This window comes from Streptomyces sp. NBC_01485 (genome assembly GCF_036227125.1).
Classification (GTDB): domain Bacteria; phylum Actinomycetota; class Actinomycetes; order Streptomycetales; family Streptomycetaceae; genus Streptomyces.
The window spans coordinates 5589783-5616134 of record NZ_CP109435.1 but is presented as its reverse complement, the minus strand read 5'-3'; the positions used below and the strand labels follow the sequence as shown (position 1 = coordinate 5616134).

Genomic DNA, 26352 nt, shown 5'->3' with positions numbered 1-26352 from the left:
TGCCCTGCTGCATGGTCTGCTTCGTGGGCGCGGCCCAGCTTAAGCCCAGTAGGCGAACAGTTGGTCGAAATCCCGTACGCGGTACACGAGTTCAAACATCGGTCAGCGGGGGCGCGGGCAAGACCCTGTCGGAGATCTAGGCTGGTCGCTCCCTCACCCCGGAGCCCGACAGCATGACCGAACGCCGACTGCGCTCCGTCGACCTCGCCCGGCTCGTCGGGCTCTCGACGCAGCAGATCCGCAACTACGAGGAGGCGGGCGTCCTGCCGCCGGCCGGGCGCACGACGTCGGGCTACCGCACGTTCACGGACGTACACCGGCAGGCGCTGCTGACCTACCGCGCGCTGGTGAAGGGGTACGGGCCGGTTCCGGCGGCCCGGATCATGCGGACGCTGCACGCCGGTGACGTCCCGGCCGCCCTCGCCCTCGTCGACGCGGCCCACGCCGCACTGCACGAGGAACGCGCGGCCCTGCGGGCGACGGACGAGGCACTGACGGCGCTGGCCGGCGAGGCACCCTTGGTGCGGGACCGCTCCGGTCTGCGCATCGGCGACGTCGCCGCGCTGCTCGGCGTACGGACGTCCGCGCTGCGGGTGTGGGAGGCGGCCGGGCTGCTCGCGCCGCCGCGTGAACGCGGCACCGGCTACCGCGTGTTCGGCCCCGCCGAGGTGCGGGACGCCCGGGTGATCCAGTCCCTGCGGCGCAGCCACCACCTGTTCGCGCAGATCCGGCCGGTGCTGGCGGAGCTGCGCCGGGAGGGCGGCAGCGAGGCGGCGCTGCGGGCGACGCTCGCGGCGCGGGCGCAGACGCTGACGTCCCGCACGCGCGCGATGCTGGCGGGCGCGGGGCGTCTGCACGACTACCTGGACTGCGTGGACCACATGGGCTGCATGGGCTGCATGGGCTGACTCAGCGCAGCCGGGACGACGACAGGATCGACAGCAGGTGGGCCGGGACCATCAGCCAGGTGATCGCGGCGATCGCCGCCAGCGCCCAGCGGGTCGGCTCGACGCCGCCGGTCACCGCGTCCGCCACCGCCACGGCGACCAGGACGAGGGAGGCCTCGATGCCGTTGGTGACCCGGTGGATCTTGAAGGCGGCGGCGAGCCGGCGCAGCGAGGCGACGCCCTGCGAGCGGGGCGCGCTGGACTCGTCGTCGGCGACGGCCAGCCCCCGGCGGGCGCGGGCCACGTCCACCAGGTCGGTCGAGGCCTTCAGCAGCACGACGCCGAGCGCGGTCGCGAGGCCGAGCGACACCCAGCCGTTGAAGCCCGCCCAGCCGCCGACGAGGCCGGACTCGGCGGCCCGGAAGCCGAAGCCGATCATCAGCGCCGCGTCGGCGAGGTACGCGCCGAGCCGGTCGACGTAGATGCCGGTCGCGCTGTTCTGCCCCTTCCAGCGGGCGACTTCGCCGTCGACGCAGTCGAAGAGGAGGAACAACTGCATGAGCAGGGCGGCGAGTACGGCCCCGGTGAGCCCCGGGACGAGCAGCGCCGCGCCGGACAGCACGCCGCACACCACCATCGTCCAGGTCAGCTGGTCCGGGGTGACCGGGGTGCGGACCAACTGGCGGGTGAGCCGCAGCGAGACGCGGCGCATGTACAGCCGGCCCGCCCAGTGCTCGCCGTTGCGACTGGCGAGCTTGGCCTGCGGCTGGCAGACCTCCCGCAGCTCCTCCAGCACCGGAGCAGCACCCATGACCGTTCCTCCACAAACCCTCGACCCACAAGTCCCGGAGCCATGAGTCCCCGAGCCACGAGTCCTCGACCCGCAAGCCCCGACCCACAGCCTCCGACCCACAGCCCCCGACCCGCAGGCCCCGAATGATCGGGCCAGGCTACAGATCCCTCAAAAGCCCGCTGCGGCGGGGCGGTTGTGGAGGTCGACCAGCGCGCGAAGGGGCGGCGACAGCCAGTCCTCGGACGGCGAGACGCCCGGGGTGAGTTCCTTCAGCACGTCGGAGGGGGCCGGGCGGAGGGCGGGATTCTCCTGGAGGCAGCGGATGATGACGTCGGCCAGGCCGCCCGGCAGCAACTTCAGTGCGGCGGCGAGGGTTTCGCCGTGCTGCAGGGGCAGGACCCCGGCGGCGTGACACAGCACCAGCCCGAAGGCGTACAGGTCCGTGGCGGGCGTGATCGCCATGCCGTTGTACTGCTCGGGCGCGAGGAAGCCCTGGGTGCCGACGACTTCGTGGGAGCGGGTGAGCTGGGAGCTCTCCAGGGCGCGGGCGAGACCGAAGTCGATGACGCGGGGGCCGGTGCCCGACACGATGATGTTGCCGGGCTTGAGGTCGCGGTGGACGATCCCGCAGGCGTGGATGCCCTCCAGCGCCTCGGCGACTCCGACGGCGAGGGTGTGCAGGGTCCGCATCGTCAGCGGGCCGGTCTGCTTGAGGACGTCGTGCAGCGAGGGGCCCGGCACGTACTCGGTGGCCAGCCAGGGGGGACTGCCGTCGGGGTCGGCGTCCACGACGGGCGCGGTGTGGAACCCGCCGACCCGCCGCACGGCGTCGATCTCCCGGCCGAACCGCTTGCGGAACATCGGGTCGGCGACGTGCTCGTCCTGGATCACCTTCACCGCCACCAGCCGCTCCCCGGGCGACCGCCCGAGAAACACGGTGCCCATCCCGCCCTCGCCGAGGCGGGCGGTGAGGCGGTAGCGACCGAGGGTGCGGGGGTCGTGGGGGCGGAGGGGCTGGTGGACGGGGCGGTACTCGGGCAGGGGCCGCCGGAGCGCCGGGTCCGCCGCCGTGACCGGTTTCCCGGCCACGATCGCGGCCACCTCACGGTCCGTCTGCGCTTTCAGTTTCGCGGCCTCCCGCTCGCCCTCGGCCCGCAGGATGGTGGCCTGCCGGGTGCCTTCGGCGGTGAGGATCGCGGCGCGCTTGTCACGGTCGGCGCGCACCTGATTCTCCATCGCGTCCTGGATGGAGGTCGGGGGCTCGATCGCCTTCAGCTCGACGCGGTTGACGAGGATGCCCCATCTGCCGGTGGCCTCGTCCAGGACGCCGCGCAGGGCCGCGTTGATCTCCTCGCGGGCGGTCAGGATCCGCCCCAGGTCCATGCCGCCGGTGATGTTGCGGAGCGTGGTGATGGTGAGCTGCTCGATCGCCTGGATGTAGCTGGCGACCTCGTAGGTCGCGGCCCGGGCGTCGGTCACCCGGTAGTAGATGACGGTGTCGATGTTGACGACCAGGTTGTCCTGGGTGATCACCGGCTGCGGCGGGAACGGGACGACCTGTTCGCGCAGGTCGATGCGGTTGCGGATGGTGTCGATGAACGGGGCCGCGACGTTGAAGCCCGCGTGGAGCGTGCGCGTGTAGCGGCCGTACCGCTCGACGATGGCGGCGCTGGCCTGCGGGATGATGTGGACGCTCTTGATCACCAGGATGAAGAGGAGCAACCCGACGACGATCAGCACGATGTAGAGCGGTTGCAAGGCGACTCCCCCTTATCCCCTCGGGGTGTTCCCGTACGTCCCCTGGGGTTACCCGGATTCTCCCGCCCTCAGGCCACCGTACGCAGCCCGTTCCCCGAAGCCGTTGACGAGGAGCGGTTCGCCGCCGTCGAGAAGTTCGCGCCCTCGTTGCCCTCGCGTTCCCGCCGCAGCAGAGTAAGCGCATGAACCAGTCGGATCGGTTGGAACAGTCACAGGAACGCGCCTGGCTCGCCGCCGCCGTCGCCGAGGCCCGTGCCGGGCTCGCCGAGGGCGGCATCCCGATCGGCGCGGCGCTCCACGGCCCGGACGGCACCCTGCTGGGCCGGGGCCACAACCGGCGCGTCCAGGACGACGACCCGTCGACGCACGCGGAGACGGCCGCGTTCCGCGCGGCGGGACGGCAGCGCACGTATCGCGGTACGACGATGGTGACGACCCTGTCCCCCTGCTGGTACTGCTCCGGACTGGTCCGGCAGTTCGGCATCTCGCGCGTCGTGATCGGCGAGGCGGTCACCTTCCACGGCGGGCACGACTGGCTGGCGGAACACGGCGTCGAGATCGTGCTCCTGGACGACCCCGAGTGCGTCGCGATGATGCGCGACTTCATCGAGAAGAACCCGGCACTGTGGAACGAGGACATCGGTGAGTGAGCCCCAGACCCCCCGCAGGCCCCACACACCCCGCACGCCCCGCATCCCGACCATCGACCTGCGCCCCTGGCTGGACGGCGACGCCCAGGCCCGTACGGTCATCGCCCGCACGGTCGACGACGCGCTCCAGACGGCCGGGTTCCTGCTGGTCACCGGGCATGGAGTGGACCCCGCCCTCCGCGACGGCATCCGGGCGGCCGCGCGGGCGTTCTTCGCGCTGCCCGCCGAGGTGAAGGAGCCGTACGCGGCGAAGGTCGGGGGGCGGGGCTGGCTCGGTCCCGGCGCGGAGGCGAACGGCTACTCGGAGGGTACGGAGACCCCGCCGGACCTGAAGGAGTCGCTCACCTTCGCCACGCACGAGCCCTTCGACGACCCGGTGGTCAACGCGGAGTGGTACGCGCCCAACGTGTGGCCGACGGAGGTGCCGGGGCTTCAGGCGCTCTGCGAGGAGTACCTGGACCGGATGGGCGAGCTGGAGAAGCGGTTGCTCTCCCTGCTCGGGGAGGCGCTCGGCCTCGAAGTCGACTTCTTCTCCCGGCACATGGACCATCCGACATACGGCTTCAACATCAACTGGTACCCGGGGACGGAGGTCGTCGGCGAGCCGCAGCCAGGCCAGTTCCGCATCGGCCCGCACACCGACTTCGGGACGGTGACGATCCTCGACCGGCAGGCCGGCAAGGGCGGGCTCCAGGTCTGGACGGACGAGGGCGGCTGGGAGGACGCGCCCTTCGATCCCGATGCCTTCACCATCAACATCGGTGACCTGATGGCCCGTTGGACCGGCGACCGCTGGCGCTCGGGCCGCCACCGCGTCCTGCCCCCGCCCGCCGACGCACCCGCCGAGGAGCTGATCTCCCTCGTCTACTTCGGCGAGTGCACCCCTGGGACGGTCGTGGAGTCCGTACCCGCGCCGGTCGGGCAGGTGGCGTACGAGGCGGTCGACTCGCACGTGTACCTGCGCGAGAAGCTGGACTCGATCACCGTGGACTAGGCCGTGACGACGGGCAGGCCGCGCACCCGCTGCACCGCCGGCCGGGATGCCGCCCTGATCATGCGCCCGGGCCCGTTCCTGTCCGACCGCACGCTCGACCGCGTCCTCGCCGCCGACCTGCGCCGCCACCACCCGAAGGCAGCGGCGGCCTGATCCACCGGGTTCGGTCCGTGACCGGCAGGGCCTAGTCCGCCCAGGGGTAGACCCCGACGGCGCAGATCACGTAGGTGAGCCCGTTGGGTGCGGCGCTTCGCAGGTCGGGCAGTTGGAACGTCGTCGTTCCGTTTCCGCCGTACGTGGTGCCGAGCAGCGAGTACAGCGGCTGGTTCTCGGTGATGCTCATCAGCTGCCCCTTTGCCGGGATCCCGCCCGCCCGGGATCCGGCCGACAGCCACACCGAGCCGATCGTGCACGTCTCCCCGTGGCCCGACGCCGCCGTCCCGGTCTCGTTCCCGAACCGCGAGTCCCGCCCGGGGTCGCCCTTGTCGCCCTTCGGCCCGGCGGGTCCGGCCGCGCCGGTGGGCCCCGTGGGTCCTGTGGCACCAACAGGCCCGGTCGCGCCGGTACTTCCCTTGTCGCCCTGCGCGCCCACGGGCCCCGTGGCCCCGGTCGCGCCCGTGTCCCCCTTCGCGCCCGTGTCCCCCTTCGCGCCGGTGGCCCCGGCGAGCCCCGCCGCGCCGGCAGGACCGACGGGGCCGGTCGCACCGGCCGCGCCGGTGGCCCCGGTATCGCCCTTCGCGCCGGTCGCTCCAGCCGCTCCCGTGGCACCCTCAGCGCCCTTGGCCCCGGTGGCACCCGTCTTGCCCGTGGTGCCCTGCGGCCCGGTGATGTTCCAGGAGACGTCGCGTTCGGCCGCGGTGCAGTGTGTACGGGCGGGGTCGATGATCCGCACCGTCAGATGCGTCTTGTCGACGCACGCGTGGACCTTGTTGTCCGACGCCGCCACCGTGGCTGTGGGCGACGCCGCCACGGCGGTACCGGAAAGCACGACGACCAAGGTGGCACCGAGCACGGCGGTTCTGCGCGTCAAGGGAACGGGGAGTTTCAGCGGGGCCTCGCAGGCAGGTCGGGGTCTGCGGTTCCCCGACGGTGAGTACGTGAAGGATCAGTGGAGATGATGCAGTGTCAGGTCGGTTCGCACAAGATTTCGGCGCGATGGGGAGCCCGTGCGGAATGGCCCGTTACCGCCGGTACCCAGCCGGAGCCGGACACCGATACTGAGTCCGCACTGCCGGGGCACGGAAAACGTCCCGCACGCACGACACCGCACGACACCGCACGACACCGCACGACACCGCACGACACCGCACGACACCGCACGACACCGCACGACACCGCAGGACAGCGGCGCGGCCGACCCGTGCGCGCTACTGGCCTGCGCCGATGGCACCCTGGGAGGGGACAACCATGCGAAAGTCACACCTGCCCGGACGTCTGAGAGCACTCGCCGGCGTCCTGGCCGCCGGCGCGCTGATCGCCGGCCTGTCCGGCACGGCGGCACACGCCACGGGAACGACCACGGAGACGGCCACCGAAACGACCGCGCTCGCCGCCGAGCCGGAGATCGGCATCCAGTTCAACCCCGACGGTGACGCCGGTCAGTGCGGCGGATCGACAGGGCAGCAGTGGGGCGTCACGCCGGACTGGACCCGGGCGATCCGCTTCGACACCGACGGCCGCTCGGGCGGCTGCCAGTTGGCCTTCGGCATCTACGACCCGAACGGCACTCTCGCGGGCGCGTCCCTCACGTACCGCTTCCAGGCCAGCGCCGGCGGCGACGCCGGGCAGTGCGGAAGTCAGGGCGTCTATCAGATGCCGATCCAGACGTTCCGGACCTTCGGTCCCAGTGTCCGGGTCGACACCGACAACCGGTCGGGCTGGTGCAACCTCACCTTCGCCGTGTCGGGCCGCTCGGACGTCGGCCTCGACGTGCAGTTCTACCCGGACGGCGACTCCGCCCAGTGCCTTGGCTACCTGCCCGCCGGGCAGTACCGCACGGCCTACGCGGGCAACCCGGTGACGCTCGGCATCGACGCCGACGGCCGCTCCGGCGGCTGCCAGTTCCTGCTCCGACTGCGGCGCTTCTAGCAGTCCAGCCGGTCCAACACCAGGTAGTCCGCTGAGGCGTTCGCCGGGGGTGGCCGTGCGGATCTGTTCCGGGCGGGCCTCCCGTAGAACTGTGACACTTCCACACCGAAGTGTCACAGTTTCGCGCCGCACCCACCCGTCCCCGGCCTTGGATACGCTGCACGGGTGACCACCGACCTCACCCTGCTGCCGCGTGTCGCCTATCGCGGGCAGGAGGTCACAGCGCCCCGGCTGCGTGGTCTGCTCGCGTTGCTCGCGGGCGATCCGCGTACGGGCTGCAGCACCGAGCGGCTGGTGGCGGGGCTGTGGCCGGAGGAGTTGCCGGAGCGGCCGGGGAAGGCGTTGCAGGTTCTCGTGTCCAGGGCGCGGGCGCAGTTGGGCGGCGACGTCATCGCGAGTACGCCGAGCGGATACCGGCTCGCCCTCGCGGAGGAACAGGTCGACAGCTCCGCCCTGTTGCTGCACGCCGCCGCGAGTGCGGACCGGGCCCGGGCCGGGGACCACGCGGGGTCGCTGGCCGCCGCCGAGGCCGGGCTCGCGCTGTGGGCGGGCAACGCTGACGAGGCCGACGGCACCGACGACCCCGTAGCCGCGTTGCGCACCGAGCGCGCCCCCGTGCACGGCGCGCTCGTCCGCGCGCAGGCGCTCGCGCTCGCCCGGCTGGGGCGGCACGCGGAGGCGGCCGGGCCGCTGGCCGTGGCCGCCGCCGGGCATCCGCGCGACGAGGAGGTCCTCGCCGAGCTGCTGCGCGGCGAGGCGGCGACGGCGGGCCCGTCCGCCGCGCTGACCCGGTACGAGGCGTACCGGCGTGAGCTGCGCGAGACGCTCGGCACGGATCCGGGGGCCGGACTCAAGGCCGTACAGCAGGAGCTGCTGCGCGGCGAGGCACCCGTGGTCAGGCACGGCGTGCCGCACGAGCCGAACCCGCTGCTGGGGAGAGACGACGACATCGCGGCGGTGGAACGGCTGCTGCGCGCCTCCCGCGCCGTCAGCGTCGTCGGGCCCGGCGGGCTCGGCAAGACCCGGCTCGCGTACGCGGTCAGCCGCCGGGCCGAGCAGCGCGTGGTGTATTTCGTGCCGCTCGCCGGTGTCACCGCGGACGCGGACGTGACCGCCGAGGTGGCCTCCGCGCTCGGCGCGGGCGAGGTGCGGCCCGGTGCGATGGGCGGCCACGACCCCGTGTCCGGCATCCTCGGCGTGCTCGGCTCCGGGGCCGCGCTGCTGGTGCTGGACAACTGCGAGCAGGTCGTCCGGGGGGCCGCCGACCTCGTACAGGCCCTGGTGTCGTCCTCGAAGGACCTGCGGGTGCTCGCCACCAGCCGGGCCCCGCTGGGACTGACGTCGGAGGCGGTGTACGCGCTGCCCGAGCTCGAACTCGCCACCTCCGTCGAGCTGTTCACGCAGCGGGCCCGGGCCGCCCGGGCCGGCGTGGAGCTGCCGCCGGACGCGGTGGCCGAGCTGTGCCGCCACCTCGACGGGCTGCCGCTCGCCGTGGAGCTGGCGGCGGCGCGGGTGCGGGTGCTGTCGGTGCCGGAGATCGCCCGCCGCCTCGGCGACCGGTTCGCGCTGCTGCGCGGCGGGGCGCGGGACGTACCGGAGCGGCACCGCACGCTGCACGCGGTCGTGGACTGGAGCTGGAACCTGCTCGCCGAGGACGCCCGGGCCGCGCTGCGCACGCTGTCCGTCTTCCCCGGCGGCTTCACGGGCGAAGCCGCGGCGCAAGTCCTGGGCGAGGACGCCTTGTTCGTACTGGAGCAACTGGCCGATCAGTCGCTGCTCACCGTCGCCGACACCCCGGCCGGCGTGCGGTTCCGGATGCTGGAGACCGTACGGGAGTTCAGCGCGGCCCGGCGGGCGGCGGCGGGCGAGGACGAGGCGGCCGTCGGCCGATTCCTGGACTGGGCACGGGACTTCGGGGTCACGTATTACGACTCGTTCTTCGGCTCGGAACCGCGCGCCGCCTGGGAGCGGATCAGGGCCGAGCAGGACAACCTCGTACCGGCCCTGCGGCACGCCCTGGCCCGTACCGACGGCCCCACCACCGCCGCCCTCACCGCCGTCCTCGCCGCCCTGTGGTCCACCGACTCCAACTACCTCCGTCTCACCGCCCTCGCCGCGGACACCGGCCCGCCGCTGTCGCACTACCGCCCCGAGCCCGAACACGTCGAAGTCGCCCGCGCCGCCGCGGTGTTGTGCACGGCGAGCCTGTTCATGGGCTACGGACCGCACGTCGTACGCCAGCTCGTCACCCTCCGGCGGCTGCCCCCGGCCCCGCCGGACACGCTGCTGCGCGCGATCGCGGCCGTGCTGAGCGCCGTCCCCGAGATGCTGCCGCCCGGCTACGACGTGCTGCGCGGGCTCTGCGACAGCGAGCAGCCGCTGCTCGCCGGCGTCGCCGAGTGCGTCGCCAGCTACGTCTGGGAGTCGGAGCACGACATCGACCGCGCGCTCGCCTCGGCCCGCCGGACCGTCGCCGCACTGGCGCCGGTCGACAACCCGTTCCTCCAGGTCATGGGCCACACCCGGCTGAGCCAGCTGTGCTTGCAGACGGAGCAGGGCGAGGACGCGTACGAGCATCTCAGGGCGGCGCTCGCGGCGCTGCCGCGGCTGGGCGACGAGCGCGACTCCATCGGCGTCCGCTGGGGCCTCGTCCTCGCCTGCCTCCAGCGCGGCGACCCCGACGAGGCCGAGTACTGGCTGCGGCAGGCGGAGGGCGTCGACAACGCGCGGAAGGACGACTCCGCCAACGCCGACCTGGGCGGCCGCGCCGAGATCGCGCTCGCCCGCGGACTGACGGAGGTCGGGCTCGGCCTGTGGCGCAGCGCCCTGGAGGGGGTCGCCGGGGCCGGCCCGATGCACAGCGGCGATCCCTTCCTCGACCGGTGGGCGCTGCAGATCCGGTCGGCGGCGGTGACGGCGCACGCGCACGCCGGCCGTCTCGAACTCGTCGCGGAGACGGTCGGCCGGCTGCGGCAGTGGCTGCGGACCATGCTCTCCGATCCGGCCGGCTCACCAATGGATCCCCCCGTGTTCGGGACGGTGCTGCACGCCCTCGGCATGGCGGGGCTCGCGTCCGGCGACACCGACACCGACGCGGACACCGGCACCGCCACCGCCACCGCCACCGCCACCGCCACCGCCACCGCCGTACGGATGATCGCGCTGGCCGAACGGCTGCGGGTGCTGCGCGACTACCAGCCGACGATGTCGGCGGACCGCGCCCGGCAGGCGGTCGGGGCCGCCGGGAACGCTGCCAGGACGGCGTACGCCGACGCCGTGTCGGAGTACGCCGCCCTGGGGCGGGACGAGTTGCGGGAGGCAGCCCGCGCCGTCATGGCGGTTACTTCGGATCGCGGTTGAACGACGCTGTCGACCAGCGGTGGCCGAGCAGGGACAGGCCGACGCACCAGGCCACGGCCAGCCACCCGTTGTTGCCGATCTCGGTGCCGAGGAGGAGCCCGCGGAGAGTCTCGATGGCGGGCGTGAACGGCTGGTACTCGGCGATCGGCTGGAACCAGCCCGGCATCGTGTCGGCCGGGATGAAGGCGCTGGAGATGAGCGGGAGAAGGATCAGCGGCATGGCCATGTTGCTGGCCGCCTCGGGGTTCGGGCTGGCCAGACCCATCCCGACCGCGATCCAGGTGAGCGCCAGGGAGAACAGCGCGAGCAGCCCGAACGCCGCCAGCCACTCCAGGGCCGTGGCGTCCGTGGACCGGAAGCCGATGGCCACGGCGACGGCCCCGACGAGGACCAGGCTGGCGAGTACCTGTAGCACGCCGCCGACGACGTGCCCGACGAGCAGAGAGCCCCGGTAGATCGCCATCGTACGGAAGCGGGCGATGAGGCCCTCGGTCATGTCCATGGAGACGGACACCGCGGACCCGATCACGGTGCTGCCGATCGTCATCATCAGCAGGCCCGGCACGATATAGGCGATGTAGTCGGAGCGGTCGGCGCTGCTACCACCGATGCCCGCGCTCATCACGTCGCCGAAGATGTAGACGAAGAGCAGCAGCAGCATGATCGGCGTGAGCAGCAGATTCAGCGTCATGGACGGGTAGCGGCGCACGTGCAGCAGGTTGCGGCGCAGCATCGTGGACGAGTCGCGGACGGCGAGGGAGAGGGCGCTCATCGGACGTTCTCCTTGGACTGGCTGGGCCGGGTGGGCCGGCTGGGCTGGTCGGGCTGGCTGGGCTGGTCGGGCACGTTGGCGGTGGGGCCGGTCAGGGCGAAGAACACGTCGTCGAGGTCGGGGGTGTGCACGGTCAGCTCGTCCGCCTCGACGCCGGCCGAGTCCAGCCAGTCGAGGATGGAGCGCAGCTCGCGCTGGCTGCCGTCGCTGGGGATGCTCAGCGACAGCGACTCGTCGGTGGGGGTCCCCCCGCGCGAGCGAAGCCGAGCGTGGGGGAGGGTGACCTCGCGCAGGGCGACGGCGGCCGACTGGTAGGCGGCCGGGTCGGTGAAGCGGAGCCGGACGTGCCCGCCCGGGACGATCCGCTTCAGCTCCTCGGCGGTGCCCTCGGCGACGAGCTTGCCGTCGTTCAACACCGCGATGCGGTCGGCGAGTTCGTCGGCCTCCTCCAGGTACTGGGTGGTGAGGAAGACGGTCACCCCGTCGGAGACGAGCTCGCGGATGATGCCCCACATGTTGTGGCGGCTGCGCGGGTCGAGGCCGGTGGTCGGCTCGTCGAGGAAGATGATCCGCGGGTCGCCGACCAGCGTCATGGCGAGGTCGAGGCGGCGCTTCATGCCGCCGGAGTAGGTGGAGGCGGGCTTCTTCGCGGCCTCGGTGAGGTCGAAGCGCGCAAGGAGTTCGGCGGCGGCGCGGCGGCCCTCCTGCCTGGACAGGTGGTGCAGGTCCGCCATGAGGAGCATGTTCTCCTCGCCGGTGATCAGGCCGTCGACGGCGGAGAACTGGCCGGTGACGCCGATCGCGGCGCGGACCGCCTGCGGGTCGACGGCGAGGTCGTGGCCGCCGACACGCAGGTTCCCGGCGTCGGCGGTGACGAGGGTGGAGAGGATCTTGACGGCGGTGGTCTTGCCCGCGCCGTTCGGGCCGAGCAGGGAGAAGACGGTACCGGCGGGCACCGCAAGGCCGATGCCGTCGAGGACCGTCTTGTCCCCGTAGGCCTTGCGCAGCCCGGTGGCCGAGATCGCGAGTTCGTCGGTCGTTGTCGTCATGCGACAGAGGTTGCGGCAGGGCGCATTCAACGCGGTTTCACGCCGGTTTCAGCGCCCTGGACCGACGGCGGACCGACGACGGACCGGCCACGGACCGACGACCGACCGACGGCGGACCGGCGACCGACCGGCGACCGACCGACGGCGGACCGGCGACCGACCGGCGACCGACCGGCGACCGACCGACGGCGGACCGGCGACCGACCCGGCGAGCGACCGGCGACTGAGGGCCATGCCTTCTCGCGCCTCCGCCGCCTCGTCACCAGGCCCTCACTCGCCCGCCACCCGGGACCGGCGGTGCACTTCTGCTCGTTCCGGCACTTTCGTGACCCAACGGACACCATGCGATCTGGCACATAGCAACTCCCCCTCCTTACCCTTGCGTTGGGACCCGGCCCTGGGGGAGGTGCGCGGTGTACGGACGGTTGTACGGGCGTGGAGCGTTGTTCGACGTCGAGCCCGCCGGTCTCGTGCCGCGACTTGTGGGGATCCGTCCCTACGAGCTGCACGCGCAGAGACCCGAACACCCCGCGGGCCCGCCCCTGTTGGTGCTGTCGGGCGGCCGGGGCGTGGGCAAGAGCGCGGTGCTCGGTGAGCTGTGGGAGGCGTACACCGGGCACAACCGGCGGGGTGAGGCCCGGCGGCGCACTCCGGTCGCGTTGGTCGACTGCGAGGACGAGCAGTTCGCGGGGCCGCCGCACGAGGAGAGCCCCGAGTCCTGGTCGCCCGTGTGGCAGGCGCTGCTGGTGGTCGCCGAGCAGTTGACCGAGCCCGTGAAGGCGGCCGGGCAGCTCACCTTCCCTCGTCTGACGGCGGGGCTGGTCGCGGTCCGGGCGAGCGACTGGAGCGGCCGGACCGACTCGGACCGCATCCGGCGCGAACTGGTACGGATCCTGCTGCTGAACGAACGGGCCACGCGGTTCACGCTGGCCGGGCGGTGGGCGGCCAAGGTCGCGTCGAAGGTGATCGCGGCGGCCAGCAGCGAGGATCCGTTCGTCGCGGCGACCGTCGAGGCCACCTTGGAGGCGCTGTCCGAGGGGGTCACGCACCGCAAGGAGCAGCGGCCGGCCACCTGGTACCGCGCGTATCCGAACGCGGGCGGCAACGCCAAGCGCGGACTGCTGCTGCTCGCCGGGAACTTCCGGGCCGGCGGCACCTCGCGCGAGCACGCCGAACGCTGGCTGGTACGGGCGCTGCTCGCCGACCTTGCCGACGCCTACTCGGGGATCGGCTCGCATCTGACGCGCCTGGGCCGGCCGCTCGTCCTGCTCGACAACGCGCGCCTGGGGCCCGGCCCCGGGCTGCTGGACGCCGTCCTGCGCGACCGGGCCGACGGCGTCACCGACCAGGTCATCTGGGTGGCGACGGTCCGCGGCACCAACCATCCCGCGCTGGGGGACGCCGTCCGCCGCGAACTCCCGGACGTCGCCCGGACCACGCACTGGGAGCCGGGCACCTCGCCCTCCTCCCGCGCGCTGCTCGTACCGCTGCCGCCGCTCTCCCCCGACGACACCCTGCACATGGTCGGCGCGGTCTGCTACGACACCGAGTTGCCGCCCCAACTCCCGCACGCCACCCACCGGTTGACCGGCGGCAACCCGCTCGGCATCGTCCTGCTCGCCACCGCCGCCCGGCAACACCCGGACAAGGCGGCCTCGTTGGGGCGGCTGCTCATCGCGAAGGTGAAGATGGAGGAGGGGCAGGCCGACGACGGCCGTCCCGCCTACGCCGAACTGCTGCGCCGACTGGTCCCCGCCGACCGGCTCGACGAGCTGACGGTCCTCGCCGCCGCCCACGACCACGACTCCGCCGTCGCCCTCGCGCACGCCGGTCTCCCGGACGACTTCGGCGCGTCGGGCGTACGGTCGCTGCGGGCGCGGCTCGCCGAGGAGGGGCTCGCGGCCGAGCCGGGCCAGTTCGTCGGCGACCCCTTCATCCGCACCCTGCTGCTGCTCCGCCTGCACCACCGCCACCCCGACCACGCCAAGTGGCGCGAGGTGCACGAGACGATGATCGCCCACTTCGCGACCGGCCTCGGCTTCCGGACCCCGAACCCCGGTGTCGACGCCTTCCGCCTCTACCACGAGCTGGCCCTCGGCGACACGGCCGGCGCGGTGGCCCACCTGCGGGACACGTTCACCACCCTGCGCACCCGCACCTGGCTGGACACCCTCCGCTTCCTGGCGTCCGCGCCCTACTTCCACGCCCACGACGCCGAGGGCCGCGACTCCGACGGCCACGACGACCGCCGCGCGGCCATCGCGCTGGGCCGCACGGACGCCGCCCAGCAGCCGCCGGACGGCGTGAACACCGCCCTCCACCTGCGGATACGGCGGCTGCTGCACGCGGTGTGGCAGGTGAGCGACCCGCTCGTACTGCCGGACCCGAAGGTGTGCGGGCGGCTGGAGTTCGAACTGCTGCAACTCTCCGACCTGCGGCCCGCCGGGGGCGCGCTGCTCTTCGCGGCCTCCCAGTCCTGGCCCCGCGACGCCCGCGCGGGCCGCCCCCTGCGCACACCGACGGAAGAGGGTTCTGCCGACGGAGACGGAGACGGGAACGGACCGGGCGACGGGGACGGGGACGGCGACGACGGGGACGGGGTGGCGTGATGGCCGGCGGGGGCGGGAACGGGGACAGAGGCGCGCTGGTGCGGTGGCTGCGGGAGGTCTGGGAGATCCGCCTCCACCGCTATCTGGCACTGCTGGTCACGGCCGCCGTGGTGGCCGGTCTGTTCTTCGCCGTGCGGACGGTGACCGACGAGGACCGGACGTGCGGGCCGGGGGTGGCCCGGCCGGCCGGCAGTGACGAGTGCGTGGGCGTCGCCACCGGCGCGTACGACTTCGGGCATGCCCAACTGCGGGACGCGGTGAAGGCCATCGACCGGGAGAACGACCGTCTCAAGGCGGGCAGTTACGTCACGGTCGCGCTGATGCTCCCGTACACCGCCTCCACCCCCTCCACCCTCAGCGACATCCAACACGAGCTCCAGGGTGCCTACTTGGCGCAGTGGCAGGCCAACCACACCTCCAACGGGCAGGCCCCGGCAATCCGCCTCGTCCTCGCCAACCCCGGTGCCACCAGCGACCACTGGGAGGCGATGGTCGACCAGTTGGAGCGGATGACGAAGTCCGCCGACCGGCTGCGCGCGGTCGCCGGGGTCGGCCAGAGCACCGACAACAACAAGAAGGCCGTGGCCGAACTGACCAAGCGGGGCATCCCGGTGGTCGGCGCGTCCATCACCGCCGACGACCTCGCCAACGGGCAGCACGGCAAGGACCCCCTCCCCGGGCTGGCCCGGGCCGCCCCCACCAACACCGACGAGGCCCGCGCCCTCGCCTCGTTCGCCAAGGTCGACGCGGGCCGCGCGCTGCTGGTGTACGACAAGCCGGGCGACCCGTACACGCGGACGCTCCAGACGTCGTTCGCCGCGCTGCTCAAGGGCTCGCCCTACGAGCCGCAGCCGTTCACCCCGCCCGCCGACCGCACCCAGGAAGGGACGACGGCGAACACCTTCCGGCAGATCACCCACCTGGTGTGCGACACCTCGGCGGACACCGACACGATCCTTTTCGCCGGCCGCCACACGCAGTTGCGGCAGTTCATCAACGCGCTCGGCACCCGTGGCTGCCAGAAGCGGAAGTTCACGGTGCTGACCGGCGACGAGGGCTCATACCTGTCCGGCGACAAGAAACTGGACCGCACGGCCCTCACCCACAACCTCTCCGTCCGCTACACCGCCCTCGCCCACCCGGACGCCTGGACGAAGTCCCCGGCGGGGCCGGGCGGTTCGGCGGCGGACGCGAAGGTTCTCACCGACCTCCTCGCCCGCGCCGGCCGCGAACCCGTCGGCCCGATCGGCACGGTCGACCTGGAGGACGGCCAACTGATCATCGCCTACGACGCGTTGACGCTGGCCGTCCACGGCATCCGCGAGGCCACCCCCGACGGCGGCACCGTCCCGCCCCTCGCGGACGTCGGCCTGCAGTGGCCCCAGGTCAAGGGATCGCTGCGGGTGGACGGCGCGAGCGGCTGGATCTGCCTGGACGTACACGGCAACCCGTACGACAAGGCCGTCCCGATCGTCGAACTCCACGCCGACGGCGGCTCCCGCTTCGTCCGCATCGCCTGGCCGGAGGGCAAACCCCCGGCGAACGAGTGCCTGCCGCCTTCCTAGGCGTCGGTCACACGCCCGCGTACGAGTGCTTGCCGGTGACGAAGATGTTGACGCCGTAGTAGTTGAACAGCCAGCAGCCGAAGGCGATCAGGGCGAGGTAGGCGGCCTTGCGGCCCTTCCAGCCGGCCGTGGCGCGGGCGTGCAGGTAGCAGGCGTAGCCGACCCAGGTGATGAACGCCCAGGTCTCCTTGGGGTCCCAGCCCCAGTAGCGGCCCCACGCGTCGCCCGCCCAGATCGCGCCCGCGATGATCGTGAACGTCCAGAGCGGGAAGGCCGCCGCGTTGACCCGGTAGGCGAACTTGTCGAGGGAGGCGGAGGCGGGCAGCCGGTCCAGGACGGAGTTCGCGAACTTTCCGGGCTTGCCGCCGGTCGCGAGCTTGTTCTCGTAGGCGTCCTTGAACAGGTACAGGATCGTGGTGACCGCGCCGACGTAGAACACCGCACCGCAGAAGATCGCGGTGGAGACGTGGATGTACAGCCAGTACGAGTGCAGCGCCGGGACGAGCTGGTCGCTCGCCGTGTAGAGGACGGTGACCGCGAGGCCCAGGTCGAGCAGGACCGAGGTGATGAGGAACAGGCCGAGCCAGCGCACGTTCTTCCGCAGCGCCAGCAGGCTCAGGTAGACGCCGACGGCCACCGTGGAGAAGGTGATGTTGAACTCGTACATGTTGCCCCACGGGGCCCGTTCCACCGAGGCCGCGCGGGCGATGACGCCCGCCAGCTCGACGAGGAACGCGAGGACCGTGAGGGAGATCGCGATCCGGCCGTACATGTCGCCCTGCACGTCACCGCCGTGCGCGCCCGGCCCGTCGGGCACGTCGCGCGAGCCGGACGCGGAGCGTACGACGACCTGCGGGCGCTCCAGGACGGCCGTACCGCCGTTCTGCTGCACGGTGACGGCCGGGCCGCCCTTGGCACCGGTCTTGGCCTTCGCCTCGGCGGTGAGCGCGGCGGCGGTGCGGCCGACCTTGCTGCGGCTGCCGAGGAGCCATTCGGCGATGTAGGCGAAGAAGGCCAGGGTGTAGACGGCCATCGCGGAGTAGATCAGCGTGTTGCTGATGCTCGCGAGGCTTTCGTTGGTGGCGGCGGCGAGAGTCACTGCTCAGCCCCTTCGGCAGGTACGGCTTGAGGGTCGCGGGTGTCAGGGATGTCAGGGGTGTCAGAGGTTTCAGGGGTGTCAGGGTCTTGAGGGGGGCCGGGGGTGCGGTCGTACAGGATTCCGGCGAGGTCGCCGAGTTCCTCGGGCACCTTGGCGGACTCGCTGCGGCCGAGCCCGGCCATCTCGACGACCGTCACCCCGTCGGCACCCTTCACCGCGCGCACCCACACCCGGCGGCGCTGGATGAACAGGGAGCCGGCCAGGCCGAAGATCGCGGCGACCGAGCCGCCGAGCGCCCAGCCGCTCGCGGGCTGCTGGGTGACCTGGAAGTTGGCCCACTCGCTGGTGCCGTCGTAGGTGATCGAGCCAGCGCCGTTCGGCAGGGTCAGGGTCTCGCCGGGCTTGAGGTTCTCCCGCACCTGCGCGCCCTTGACGCCCTTGAACCCCTTCATATGGGTCCGGTCGAGCTGGTACACGCTCTGCGGGATGCCCGAGTCGACGCCGAGATCGCCGTGGTAGGGCGTGAGGTTCAGTACGGGGTTCAGCAGGGCCGGGAAGGTGGAGGAGACCTCGTTGCCCTTGGTGTACGTCGGCAGGAACGCGGCCTGGAAGGCGAGCTGTTCGCCGGTGCCCTGCGCGTTCCTGTAACCGTCGAGGACCTTGATGACGCCGGAGGAGGTGACGTTGGAGTCCAGCGGCAGCAGCGGTACGGCGTCGTGGTAGACGACGTCGCCCTTGCCGTCGCGGACGGTCACGAGGGGTGCGTAGCCGTGGGCCGTTAGGTAGACCTTGGAGTCGCCGATCTCCAGCGGGTGGTTGACCTTGACGAGGGTCTTCCGGTCCTTGCCGTACGCGCCCACGCTGTAGGTGATGGCCGCCTGGTAGGTGCGCGGGGTGCCCTTGTTGGGGCCGCTCGTCTCGTACGTGCCGGTGAACTTGTCCAGGGTGAAGCTGAACGGCGTCAGGTCGCCGGTGTCGAAGAGGGTGCCGGACTTGAAGTCGTCGTAGGAGATGAGGGTGTTGGAGAAGCCGTCGCCCTCGACGACCAGTTTGTTGCCCTCGGTCTTGAAGAGCTGGCCCCAGGCGAAGGCGGTCAGCATCACGATCAGCGCGATGTGGAAGGCCAGGTTGCCGACCTCGCGGAGGTAGCCCTTCTCGGCGGCGACGGCGTCCCCGGCGAGGTGGGCGCGGAAGCGGCGCTTCTTGAGGAGGGTGAGGGCCGCCTCGCGGACCTCCTCGGGCTCCGCCCGCGTCTGCCACGTCGTGTAGGCGGGCAGCCGGGTCAGACGCCTGGGCGCACCCGGCGGGCGGCTGCGCAACTGGCCCACGAACTGCCAGGTGCGCGGCACGATGCAGCCGATGAGGGAGACGAACAGCAGGATGTAGATCGAGGAGAACCACACCGAGCTGTAGACGTGGAAGAGGCCGAGCTTCTCGTAGACCGGGCCGAGCGTCTCGTGGGCCTGGCGGAAGTCGGCGACCTTCGTCTCGTCGGTGCCGGACTGCGGGATCAGCGAGCCGGGGATCGCGCCGAGCGCCAGCAGCAGGAGCAGGAGCAGCGCGACCCGCATGGAGGTGAGCTGACGCCAGTACCAGCGGGCCCAGCCGGTCACGCCCAGACCGGGCGCGGTGGAGAGCGACTCCACGGGCGCGGTGGACAGTTGGGAGCCGGCCGCGCCGAGATCCTGGTCGCCGGCCGCTCCGGGATCCTGGTCGTCGGGGGTGACGGGATCCTGGTCGTCGGGGGTGACGGGGTCCTGGTCGTCGGGGGTGACGGGCGGGGTCGTCTCGCCGGTGGTCGTGGTCTTGCTCATGGTTCAGATCCCCACAGTGAAGCCGGCGGACCAGGACTGCATGTCCTGCACGAGGCGGTCCCACGCACCGGTCAGCAGCAGCAGACCGGTCACGATCATCATCGTGCCGCCGATCCGCATCACCCAGACGTAGTGACGCTTGACCCAGCCGAAGGCACCGAGCGCCTTGCGGAAGGCGACCGCGGCGAGCACGAACGGCAGGCCGAGGCCGAGGCAGTAGGCGACGGTCAGTATGGCACCGCGGCCCGCGCTCCCCTGCTGGGAGGAGAGGGCGATCACGGAGGCGAGGGTGGGGCCGATGCAGGGCGTCCAGCCGATGCCGAACAGGGCGCCCAGCAGCGGGGCGCCGGCCAGTCCGGCGACGGGCCGCCGGTGGAAGCGGAACTCCCGCTGCGTCATCCAGGGCATCAGGCCCATGAAGAAGACGCCCATGGCGATCATGAGCACGCCCAGCACCTTGGACAGGACGTCCCGGTTCGCCTGGAGCGTGTCCCCGAAGTAGCCGAACAGCGCCCCGCTGGAGACGAACACGGCGGTGAAGCCGAGGACGAAGAGAGAGGCGCCGGCGACCATCCGGCCGCGCCGGGCCTCCGCCAGATCCGTGCCGGCGACGCCGGTGACGTACGACAGATAGCCGGGGACGAGCGGCAGGACGCACGGCGAGAAGAAGGAGACCAGCCCGCCGAGCAGGGCGACGGGCAGCGCGAGCAGCAGGGCGCCGGTCAGGACCGTCTGGTTGGGGTCGGTGTCCGCGGCGAGGGTGGTGGCAGCGGCGAGGGTGGTGAGCGCGCTCACGTCACTTCTCCGCGAGGACCGGGGAGATCATCTTGCGCAGCTTCTCCTCGCTGAGCGCGGTCAGCGAGCGGGCGGCGATCTTGCCCTCCCGGTCGATGACGAGCGTGGAGGGGATGGCCTGCGGGTTGAGGGTGCCCTTCTTGAAGCGGAGCATCAGCTTGCCCGTCGGGTCGTACAGACTGGGGTAGGCGATGCCGTACGCCTTGTCGAAGGCGACCGCGTTGGCGGCCTCGGTGTCGCGGGTGTTGATGCCGACGAACTGCACACCGTCGGCCCGGAGGTCCTGGTAGACCTTCTGGAAGCCCGGCGCCTCGGCACGGCACGGGGAGCACCAGGAGCCCCATACGTTGAGGACGACGACCTTGCCCTTGTAGGCGGCGACGTCGAGCCGCTTGCCGTCGATGGTCTCGCCGGACAGGTCGGGCGCGGCGGAGCGCTTCCCCTTGTCCGCGGTGGAGATGCCGTCCTTGCCCATCACGAAGTTGGTGTCACCGCCGCCCCCGGAGGTCCCTCCGGAGGTGCACCCGGACAGCAGCAGCGCGGCGGCGGCCGCGCCGGCGGCCGCGGCCAGGGCGGCACGGCGCGAACGGAACCCGGTGGTCGAGCGCAGGGGGGCTAGGGGGGCGCGGCTGGCGGCACTCATGTGAAAAGTTTCGCATGCCCGTTCCGGGGATCTTGCCCGCCCCCCTTGCGGGGAGAAAACCGCATTTCAGGCGGCGGATCAGGAGCCCGTCGGGGTCGTCGAGGGCGAGCCGGTCGACGGGGTTTTCGGTGTCTTCGGGGTGGTCGGGGTCGCTGCGAGGAACGTCTTCCAGCCACCCGCCGGCTGCTGGCCGACGTCGAGGGTGCGGAGCTTCTCGAGAACCTCCGGCTTCTGGACGTCGATCCAGTCCACGAACTGCCGGAAGGAGACCAGCCGTACGTCCGCGCCCTTCTCCTTCTCGCGCGCGATGTGCTTGAAGGCCTCCTCGACGGAGTCCATGTAGATGCCGCCGTTCCACTGCTCGAAGTGGTTGCCGACGAAGAAGGGCGCGCGGTTGGACTCGTAGGCCCGCTGGAAGCCCTGGATGTAGGCCTGCGCGGACTGCTTGCGCCAGCCCGGGTAGTTCTGCGGGGGCGCCTTCGTCGAGTTCACCGACTGGTTGGCGAGCATGTTGTAGTCCATCGACAGGACTTCGAAGCTGTGCCCGGGGAACGGCACCGCCTGCAACGGCAGATCCCACAGTCCGCCCCGCTTCTGCGGCCACACCTGGCGCCCGCCCGGCGAGGAGGCGTCGTAGCGCCAGCCGAGTTCCTTGGCGGTGGGCAGCAGGTTGTCCTGGCCGAGGAGGCAGGGGGTACGGCCGCCGACGAGTTCCTTGTCGTAGTCGAAGGGCAGCGCGGGCAGGTCGGTCCAGCCGGTGTTGGTCCGCCAGTTCTTCACGAACGACTTGGCCTGGTCTATCTCGCTGCGCCACTGCTTGGGCGTCCAGTGACCGACCGAGCCGTGGCCCTCGCCGCAGAAGTGCCCGTTGAAGTGGGTGCCTATCTCGTGCCCTTCGAGCCAGGCGCGGCGCACGTTGGTGAGCGTCATCTTGACGTGCTCGTCGGTGAGGTAGCCGATGTCGGACGCGCCGAGCGGGTTGTTCGGCGGGTCGTAGAGGCGCTTCTTCGACTCGGGCAGCAGATACAGCCCGGAGAGGAAGAAGGTCATGCCCGCGCCGTGCTCCTTGGCGAGGTCGAGGAAGCGAGGGAAGAGCCCGTTGCCGACCTCGGCCGCCCCGTCCCACGAGAAGACGACGAACTGCGGCGGCTCCTGACCCGGCTCCAGCGGCACCGGCTTGGCCGGCTGGTGGGGCTGCTTGCCGGTGAAGGAGGTCGAGCCGTCGCCGAGGGGGCGGGCGGCGGCCTTGGGGCTGGCGGACGGGCTGCCCTTGGACCCGCCCTTGCCCGAGCCGCCGGCGTGCTTCGACTCGTCGGAGTCGGTGAGGCTGCCGCAGCCGGCCAGTCCGACGGCGGCAGCCCCGGCACCGAGCCCGAGCGCTCCCCTTCGCGTGATCGTGCGCATGCGCATGGCGTCCTCGTTCGTCAGGGTCCTCTGGGGCGGTCATTTATTCAGAGGACATGATGAACGAGAGGGTTCCGCTCGTACTTCCGGATTCGGTAACAGCGAACCCTCAGCCCGGACTCAGGTCAGGCTCAGGGGGCTGGGCTGAGGGGGCTGGGCTGAGGGGGCTGGTCTGAGGGGGCTGAGGGGGGCTCAGGCCCCGAAGGCCTTGTCCTTCCCCTTCACCGGCTTGGCGCCGGCGCGCAGATGGGCCGGAACCAGGTCGATGGCGGGCTCGCTGTAGCCGACGGACACGATCCGGTCGCCCTGGTACGTGAAGGACGTCAGCGAGGCGAGCGTGCACTGCCGCTTGCGCGGGTCGTGCCACAGCCGCCGCCGCTCGACGTACGACCGCACGATCCAGATCGGCAGCTGGTGGCTGACGAGCACGGCCTCGTGCCCGCGCGCCGCGTCCTTCGCCGCGTCCAGCGCGCCCACCATCCGGACGACCTGGTCGACGTACGGCTCGCCCCAGGACGGCCTGAACGGGTTGACGAGGTGCTTCCAGTTCTCGGGCCGGCGCAGCGCCCCGTCCCCCACCCCGAACGTCTTGCCCTGGAAGACGTTGCCGGCCTCGATGAGCCGCGGGTCGGTGGCCAGGTCGAGGCCGTGCGCCTTCGCGATCGGCGTGGCCGTCTCCTGCGCCCGCTCCAGCGGGGAGGCGACGACGTGGGTGACGTCGCGCGGGGCTAGGTGGTCGGCGACCCGGTCGGCCATCTGCCGGCCCAGCTCGGAGAGGTGGTAGCCGTCGAGACGGCCGTAGAGGATCCCGTCGGGGTTGGCGACCTCGCCGTGCCGCATGAGGTGGACGACGGTGAGGTCTTTGTTGTCGCTCATGCTGCCCTGGGTGGTCATGCTGCCTTCGGTGGTCATGCTGCCCTCGGTGGTCATGCTGCTGTGGCCTCCGCAGCCGCTCGGGCCGCCGCCGGGAGGGCGTCGGCGATCCGCTGGATGGCCCGGTCGTCGTGGGCCGTGGACACGAACCAGGACTCGAAGGACGACGGCGGCAGGTAGACGCCGTTCGCCAGCAGCGAGTGGAAGAAGGCGGTGAAGCGGAACGACTCCTGCGCCCTGGCGTCGTCGTAGTCACGGACCGGCCGGTCCGTGAAGAAGACGGAGAACATGGTGGAGGCGCTCTGCACCGTGTGCGCGACGCCCTCCTTGGCCAGCGCCTGGGAGACGAGCGCCTGGAGCTGCCCGGAGACGGCGTCCAGCTTGACGTAGGCGGCGTCGTCGAGCAGCCGGAGCTGGGCGAGCCCGGCGGCGGTGGCGACGGGGTTCCCGGAGAGGGTGCCGGCCTGGTAGACGGGCCCGGCGGGAGCGAGGTGCGCCATGACGTCGGCGCGCCCGCCGAAGGCCGCGGCGGGGAACCCGCCGCCCATGACCTTCCCGAACGTCATCAGGTCGGGCCGTACGCCGTCGATCCCGAACCAGCCCGCGCGGCTGGTCCGGAACCCGGTCATGACCTCGTCGGAGATGAACAGCGCGCCGTTGGTCGCGCAGGCGTCCTTGAGGCCCTGGTTGAACCCGGGCAGCGGCGGCACGACGCCCATGTTGCCCGGCGCCGCCTCGGTGATCACGCACGCGATCTCGCCGGGGTGCCGGTGGAAGGCCTCGTGCACGGCCTCCAGGTCGTTGTACGGCAGGACGATCGTGTCGCCGGCCTGGGCGCCCGTGACGCCCGGCGTGTCGGGCAGCGCGAAGGTGGCGACGCCGCTGCCGGCCGCGGCGAGCAGCGAGTCGACGTGGCCGTGATAACACCCGGCGAACTTGATCACCTTGGTGCGCCGGGTGAAGCCGCGGGCCAGCCGGATGGCCGACATGGTCGCCTCGGTGCCGCTGGAGACGAGCCGCACCTGCTCGAGGGGCCCGATGCGGTCGACCATCTCCTCGGCGAGCGCCACCTCGCCCTCACCGGGCGTGCCGAAGGAGGTGCCGCGGGAGACGGCGTCCCGCACGGCGGCGATCACGTCCGGGTGCGAGTGCCCGAGGATCATGGGCCCCCAGGAGCAGACGAGGTCGACGTACTCCCGTCCGTCGGCGTCCGTCAGATACGGGCCGGTGCCGGACACCATGAACCGGGGCGTTCCGCCCACGGCGCGGAAGGCACGCACCGGGGAGTTCACCCCGCCCGGCGTGACGACGGACGCACGGTCGAACAGCGCCTGCGAGACAGGCGCATCGTATGAATAGGGCAGTTCGCTCATGACCTGCGGATTCTCCGACCTTCTCCGACTTGCTGGACTCCGGTTGCCAGTGACCTCCCAGGGTAGGCCAGCGGTGCCCGGGGCCGGCCGGGGCCATCGCCGGGTCGTCACCGGGGCGTCGCCGGGTCCTCGCCGGGCCGTCGCCGGGTCGGGCGGGGTCGTCGACGGGCCCGCCCGGCCGCTTCGCCATCTGCGAAACTGAGACGGACAGAGCCTGATACACGTAGCTCACAACGACCAGGTGTCGATGGGGCTGCGAAGATCCTGCGGACAGGTGTTTCACCGTACGTTTCGGCGTGCGGCCGTGGGGGAGGTCACTGACACGATGATCGGGTTGCGCGGCGGGGTCCACGCGTCCTAGAAAAGCAGTCGGGTGGAGATATGCATCGCGGTGGCGGGCTGGGCGAGGGGACTGACGACCTGGGTCCTCGACGTGCCCAGAGGGGAAGGCACCGGCGCGACGCGGAGGAAGCCGGCGAAGCACGTCAGAGCCAGGGCATGAACCAGGGTGTCCAGGGTGTACCGAATGAGCCCGAGCGGATCGACCGGCGAGTCGACCAGCGGGTCGATCGTCTCCGGGCGGGGAGCAGGAATGGTGGTCGGGTGGGGGTGACGTACAAGTACTTCGGCGCGCCGGACGGTGCGACCGCGGCCCGCGTCCCGATCTCGATGCGCCCCGAGGAGCTCGGCGGCGACGAACTCGGTATGAACGGCATGTTCACCAAGATCAAGCCGGAGACGATGGCCGCGATGGTCCTCACCGGCATCGAAGGCGTCCCCCTCCACAAGGTCCCCCCGCTGGAACTGGTCGTCCTCCACCCCGACTACGCCGTCGTCAAACTCCCCATGACGGTCGTGGATCCCCTGCGCGACATCGGCGAGGAAGCGGTGGGCGCGGCAGCGTTCATCTGGTCCACGGTCCCGGACCGCGGCGGCCCCCGCGACGCGTTCAACGTGTACCAACTGCTGCACGAATGGCAGGACTTCAGCCACCGGTTGCATGAGGCGGGGCATCAGCCTTATTGCCTGGTGTGGCCGTGAGCCGAGGCTCTTTCTACCGCCCTACCGTCGGGGTGCGGGTGAGGCGTTGTCCGAGTGTGGTCGCGAATTCCTCGGCTCGGGCGAGTTGGGTGCGGAGGTCGGCGACGCGCTGTTGGGCGGCGTGCTCGAAGTCCCGGATACGGTCGAGCAGTTGCTCGTGTTCGTCCGTCGGCAGCGGCTCGCCCGAGTCCAGTGCGTCCAGCCGGTCCGTGGTGTCGAGCAGGGCGCGCATCTCGTCGAGGGTGAAGCCGAGGGGCTTCATGCGGCGGATGACCATCAGGCGGGCGACGTAGGCCTCGGTGTAGAGGCGGAAGCCGCCCTGGGAGCGGGCGGACGGGATGACGAGGCCGGTGTCCTCGACGCCGTCGAGACCAAGTACGCCCAGCGCGGCAAGACCGTCGAGATCACCGGCCTGAACGAGCCCAGCGCCCACCTCCACAAGACCCTCACCGGCGAACTCGCAGGCGGCAACTGACGGACGGCGGCCGGGGTTCGGGATTCGAGGTTCGGGGGTTCAGAGTTCGGGCGGGGCTTTCGGGTCCCGCCCTTGTCGTGTGTCGGCCGGCGGTTCTCGGCTTCGCCCTCAACGCGTGGGAACTCCCTGCCCGCTTGAGATCACGGAACCGGGCACCGACACTGCAGACTTCGGACTTCGAAGTTCAGACTCCAGACTGTGAAGTCCACTCTGCAGGAAGGCAGTTGTCATCGGCAGTGCGCCGACCCGACCGGCACCAACCCGACCTGAACCCACCTGCCCCGCCCCGACCTGACCTGAACCGGCCTGA

At 71.7% G+C, this 26352-nt stretch carries 21 protein-coding genes and 2 pseudogenes; 9 read left to right on the top strand and 14 right to left on the bottom strand.

What is annotated here, in order from left to right:
* Positions 1–173 precede the first annotated feature (173 nt).
* Positions 174–908: a MerR family transcriptional regulator gene (locus tag OG352_RS25455; protein WP_329220025.1), complete on the top strand. Its 735-nt coding sequence runs from the start codon at positions 174–176 to the stop codon at positions 906–908.
* 1 nt (position 909) lies between these two features.
* On the opposite strand, the gene OG352_RS25450 is transcribed toward OG352_RS25455, so the two are convergent.
* The 3 genes and pseudogenes from OG352_RS25450 to OG352_RS25440 form a co-directional block, all read right to left on the bottom strand.
* A complete protein-coding gene (locus tag OG352_RS25450) occupies positions 910–1698 on the bottom strand; it encodes a CDP-alcohol phosphatidyltransferase family protein (protein WP_329220022.1) in 789 nt (262 codons plus the stop codon).
* Positions 1699–1848: 150 nt separating this feature from the next.
* Positions 1849–2646: pseudogene (locus OG352_RS25445) on the bottom strand (serine/threonine-protein kinase); the annotation flags it as partial.
* Between the two features lie 117 nt (positions 2647–2763).
* Positions 2764–3438, bottom strand: a pseudogene (locus OG352_RS25440) (SPFH domain-containing protein); the annotation flags it as partial.
* 182 nt (positions 3439–3620) lie between these two features.
* Here OG352_RS25440 and OG352_RS25435 point away from each other — a divergent pair.
* From OG352_RS25435 to OG352_RS25425, 3 genes are read left to right on the top strand one after another with little or no spacing between them, the layout of a single operon-like run.
* Positions 3621–4088 carry a nucleoside deaminase gene (locus tag OG352_RS25435; RefSeq protein ID WP_329220020.1) on the top strand — a complete coding sequence of 156 codons (468 nt, stop codon included), beginning with the start codon at positions 3621–3623 and terminating at the stop codon, positions 4086–4088.
* The gene (locus OG352_RS25430; protein ID WP_329220018.1) at positions 4081–5082 is read left to right on the top strand and encodes an isopenicillin N synthase family dioxygenase; all 1002 of its coding nucleotides are present in this window, start codon (positions 4081–4083) and stop codon (positions 5080–5082) included. The genes OG352_RS25435 and OG352_RS25430 overlap by 8 nt, the downstream gene beginning before the upstream one ends.
* 3 nt (positions 5083–5085) lie before the next feature.
* A complete protein-coding gene (locus OG352_RS25425) occupies positions 5086–5235 on the top strand; it encodes a hypothetical protein (RefSeq protein WP_329220017.1) in 150 nt (49 codons plus the stop codon).
* Between the two features lie 31 nt (positions 5236–5266).
* On the opposite strand, the gene OG352_RS25420 is transcribed toward OG352_RS25425, so the two are convergent.
* The gene (locus tag OG352_RS25420; protein ID WP_329220015.1) at positions 5267–6112 is read right to left on the bottom strand and encodes a tail fiber protein; all 846 of its coding nucleotides are present in this window, start codon (positions 6110–6112) and stop codon (positions 5267–5269) included.
* A 377-nt stretch (positions 6113–6489) separates the two neighbouring features.
* Here OG352_RS25420 and OG352_RS25415 point away from each other — a divergent pair, with 377 nt between their 5' ends.
* The gene (locus OG352_RS25415; protein ID WP_329220014.1) at positions 6490–7170 is read left to right on the top strand and encodes a hypothetical protein; all 681 of its coding nucleotides are present in this window, start codon (positions 6490–6492) and stop codon (positions 7168–7170) included.
* Between the two features lie 165 nt (positions 7171–7335).
* A complete protein-coding gene (locus OG352_RS25410) occupies positions 7336–10530 on the top strand; it encodes an ATP-binding protein (RefSeq protein ID WP_329220011.1) in 3195 nt (1064 codons plus the stop codon).
* Here OG352_RS25410 and OG352_RS25405 read toward each other — a convergent pair.
* Together OG352_RS25405 and OG352_RS25400 are read right to left on the bottom strand one after the other, a co-directional pair.
* Entirely contained in the window at positions 10511–11302 is a 792-nt protein-coding gene (locus OG352_RS25405; RefSeq protein WP_329220009.1) for an ABC transporter permease, read from the bottom strand. The two genes, OG352_RS25410 and OG352_RS25405, sit on opposite strands and share 20 nt — an antisense overlap.
* Positions 11299–12351 carry an ATP-binding cassette domain-containing protein gene (locus OG352_RS25400; protein ID WP_329220007.1) on the bottom strand — a complete coding sequence of 351 codons (1053 nt, stop codon included), beginning with the start codon at positions 12349–12351 and terminating at the stop codon, positions 11299–11301. The genes OG352_RS25405 and OG352_RS25400 overlap by 4 nt, the downstream gene beginning before the upstream one ends.
* A 413-nt stretch (positions 12352–12764) precedes the next feature.
* Here OG352_RS25400 and OG352_RS25395 point away from each other — a divergent pair, with 413 nt between their 5' ends.
* Together OG352_RS25395 and OG352_RS25390 are read left to right on the top strand one after the other, a co-directional pair.
* On the top strand, positions 12765–14960 hold the full coding sequence (locus OG352_RS25395) for a hypothetical protein (protein WP_329220006.1): 2196 nt from the start codon (positions 12765–12767) through the stop codon (positions 14958–14960).
* On the top strand, positions 14960–16525 hold the full coding sequence (locus tag OG352_RS25390) for a hypothetical protein (RefSeq protein WP_329220004.1): 1566 nt from the start codon (positions 14960–14962) through the stop codon (positions 16523–16525). The genes OG352_RS25395 and OG352_RS25390 overlap by 1 nt, the downstream gene beginning before the upstream one ends.
* 7 nt (positions 16526–16532) lie before the next feature.
* Here the strand turns inward: OG352_RS25390 and ccsB are convergent, their stop codons facing one another.
* From ccsB to hemL, 7 genes are all read right to left on the bottom strand, one after another.
* Positions 16533–17624 carry a c-type cytochrome biogenesis protein CcsB gene (ccsB, locus tag OG352_RS25385; protein ID WP_329220003.1) on the bottom strand — a complete coding sequence of 364 codons (1092 nt, stop codon included), beginning with the start codon at positions 17622–17624 and terminating at the stop codon, positions 16533–16535.
* Complete coding sequence (gene resB / locus OG352_RS25380; RefSeq protein WP_329220002.1) at positions 17621–19438, bottom strand: cytochrome c biogenesis protein ResB; 1818 nt, start codon at positions 19436–19438, stop codon at positions 17621–17623. The genes ccsB and resB overlap by 4 nt, the downstream gene beginning before the upstream one ends.
* 3 nt (positions 19439–19441) lie before the next feature.
* A complete protein-coding gene (locus OG352_RS25375; RefSeq protein WP_329220001.1) occupies positions 19442–20233 on the bottom strand; it encodes a cytochrome c biogenesis CcdA family protein in 792 nt (263 codons plus the stop codon).
* A gap of 1 nt (position 20234) precedes the next feature.
* On the bottom strand, positions 20235–20876 hold the full coding sequence (locus tag OG352_RS25370) for a TlpA family protein disulfide reductase (protein WP_329220000.1): 642 nt from the start codon (positions 20874–20876) through the stop codon (positions 20235–20237).
* A gap of 78 nt (positions 20877–20954) precedes the next feature.
* A complete protein-coding gene (locus tag OG352_RS25365) occupies positions 20955–22280 on the bottom strand; it encodes a hypothetical protein (protein ID WP_329219999.1) in 1326 nt (441 codons plus the stop codon).
* A 192-nt stretch (positions 22281–22472) separates the two neighbouring features.
* Positions 22473–23156 carry a histidine phosphatase family protein gene (locus OG352_RS25360; RefSeq protein WP_329223959.1) on the bottom strand — a complete coding sequence of 228 codons (684 nt, stop codon included), beginning with the start codon at positions 23154–23156 and terminating at the stop codon, positions 22473–22475.
* A gap of 50 nt (positions 23157–23206) precedes the next feature.
* Entirely contained in the window at positions 23207–24526 is a 1320-nt protein-coding gene (hemL, locus tag OG352_RS25355; protein ID WP_329219997.1) for a glutamate-1-semialdehyde 2,1-aminomutase, read from the bottom strand.
* Positions 24527–25129: 603 nt separating this feature from the next.
* On the opposite strand from hemL, the gene OG352_RS25350 reads away from it, so the two are divergent.
* A complete protein-coding gene (locus tag OG352_RS25350; RefSeq protein WP_010353923.1) occupies positions 25130–25567 on the top strand; it encodes a hypothetical protein in 438 nt (145 codons plus the stop codon).
* A 13-nt stretch (positions 25568–25580) separates the two neighbouring features.
* On the opposite strand, the gene OG352_RS25345 is transcribed toward OG352_RS25350, so the two are convergent.
* Positions 25581–25952, bottom strand: coding sequence for a MerR family transcriptional regulator (locus tag OG352_RS25345; RefSeq protein WP_329223958.1), 372 nt, complete (start codon positions 25950–25952; stop codon positions 25581–25583).
* Between the last annotated feature and the right edge of the window lie 400 nt (positions 25953–26352).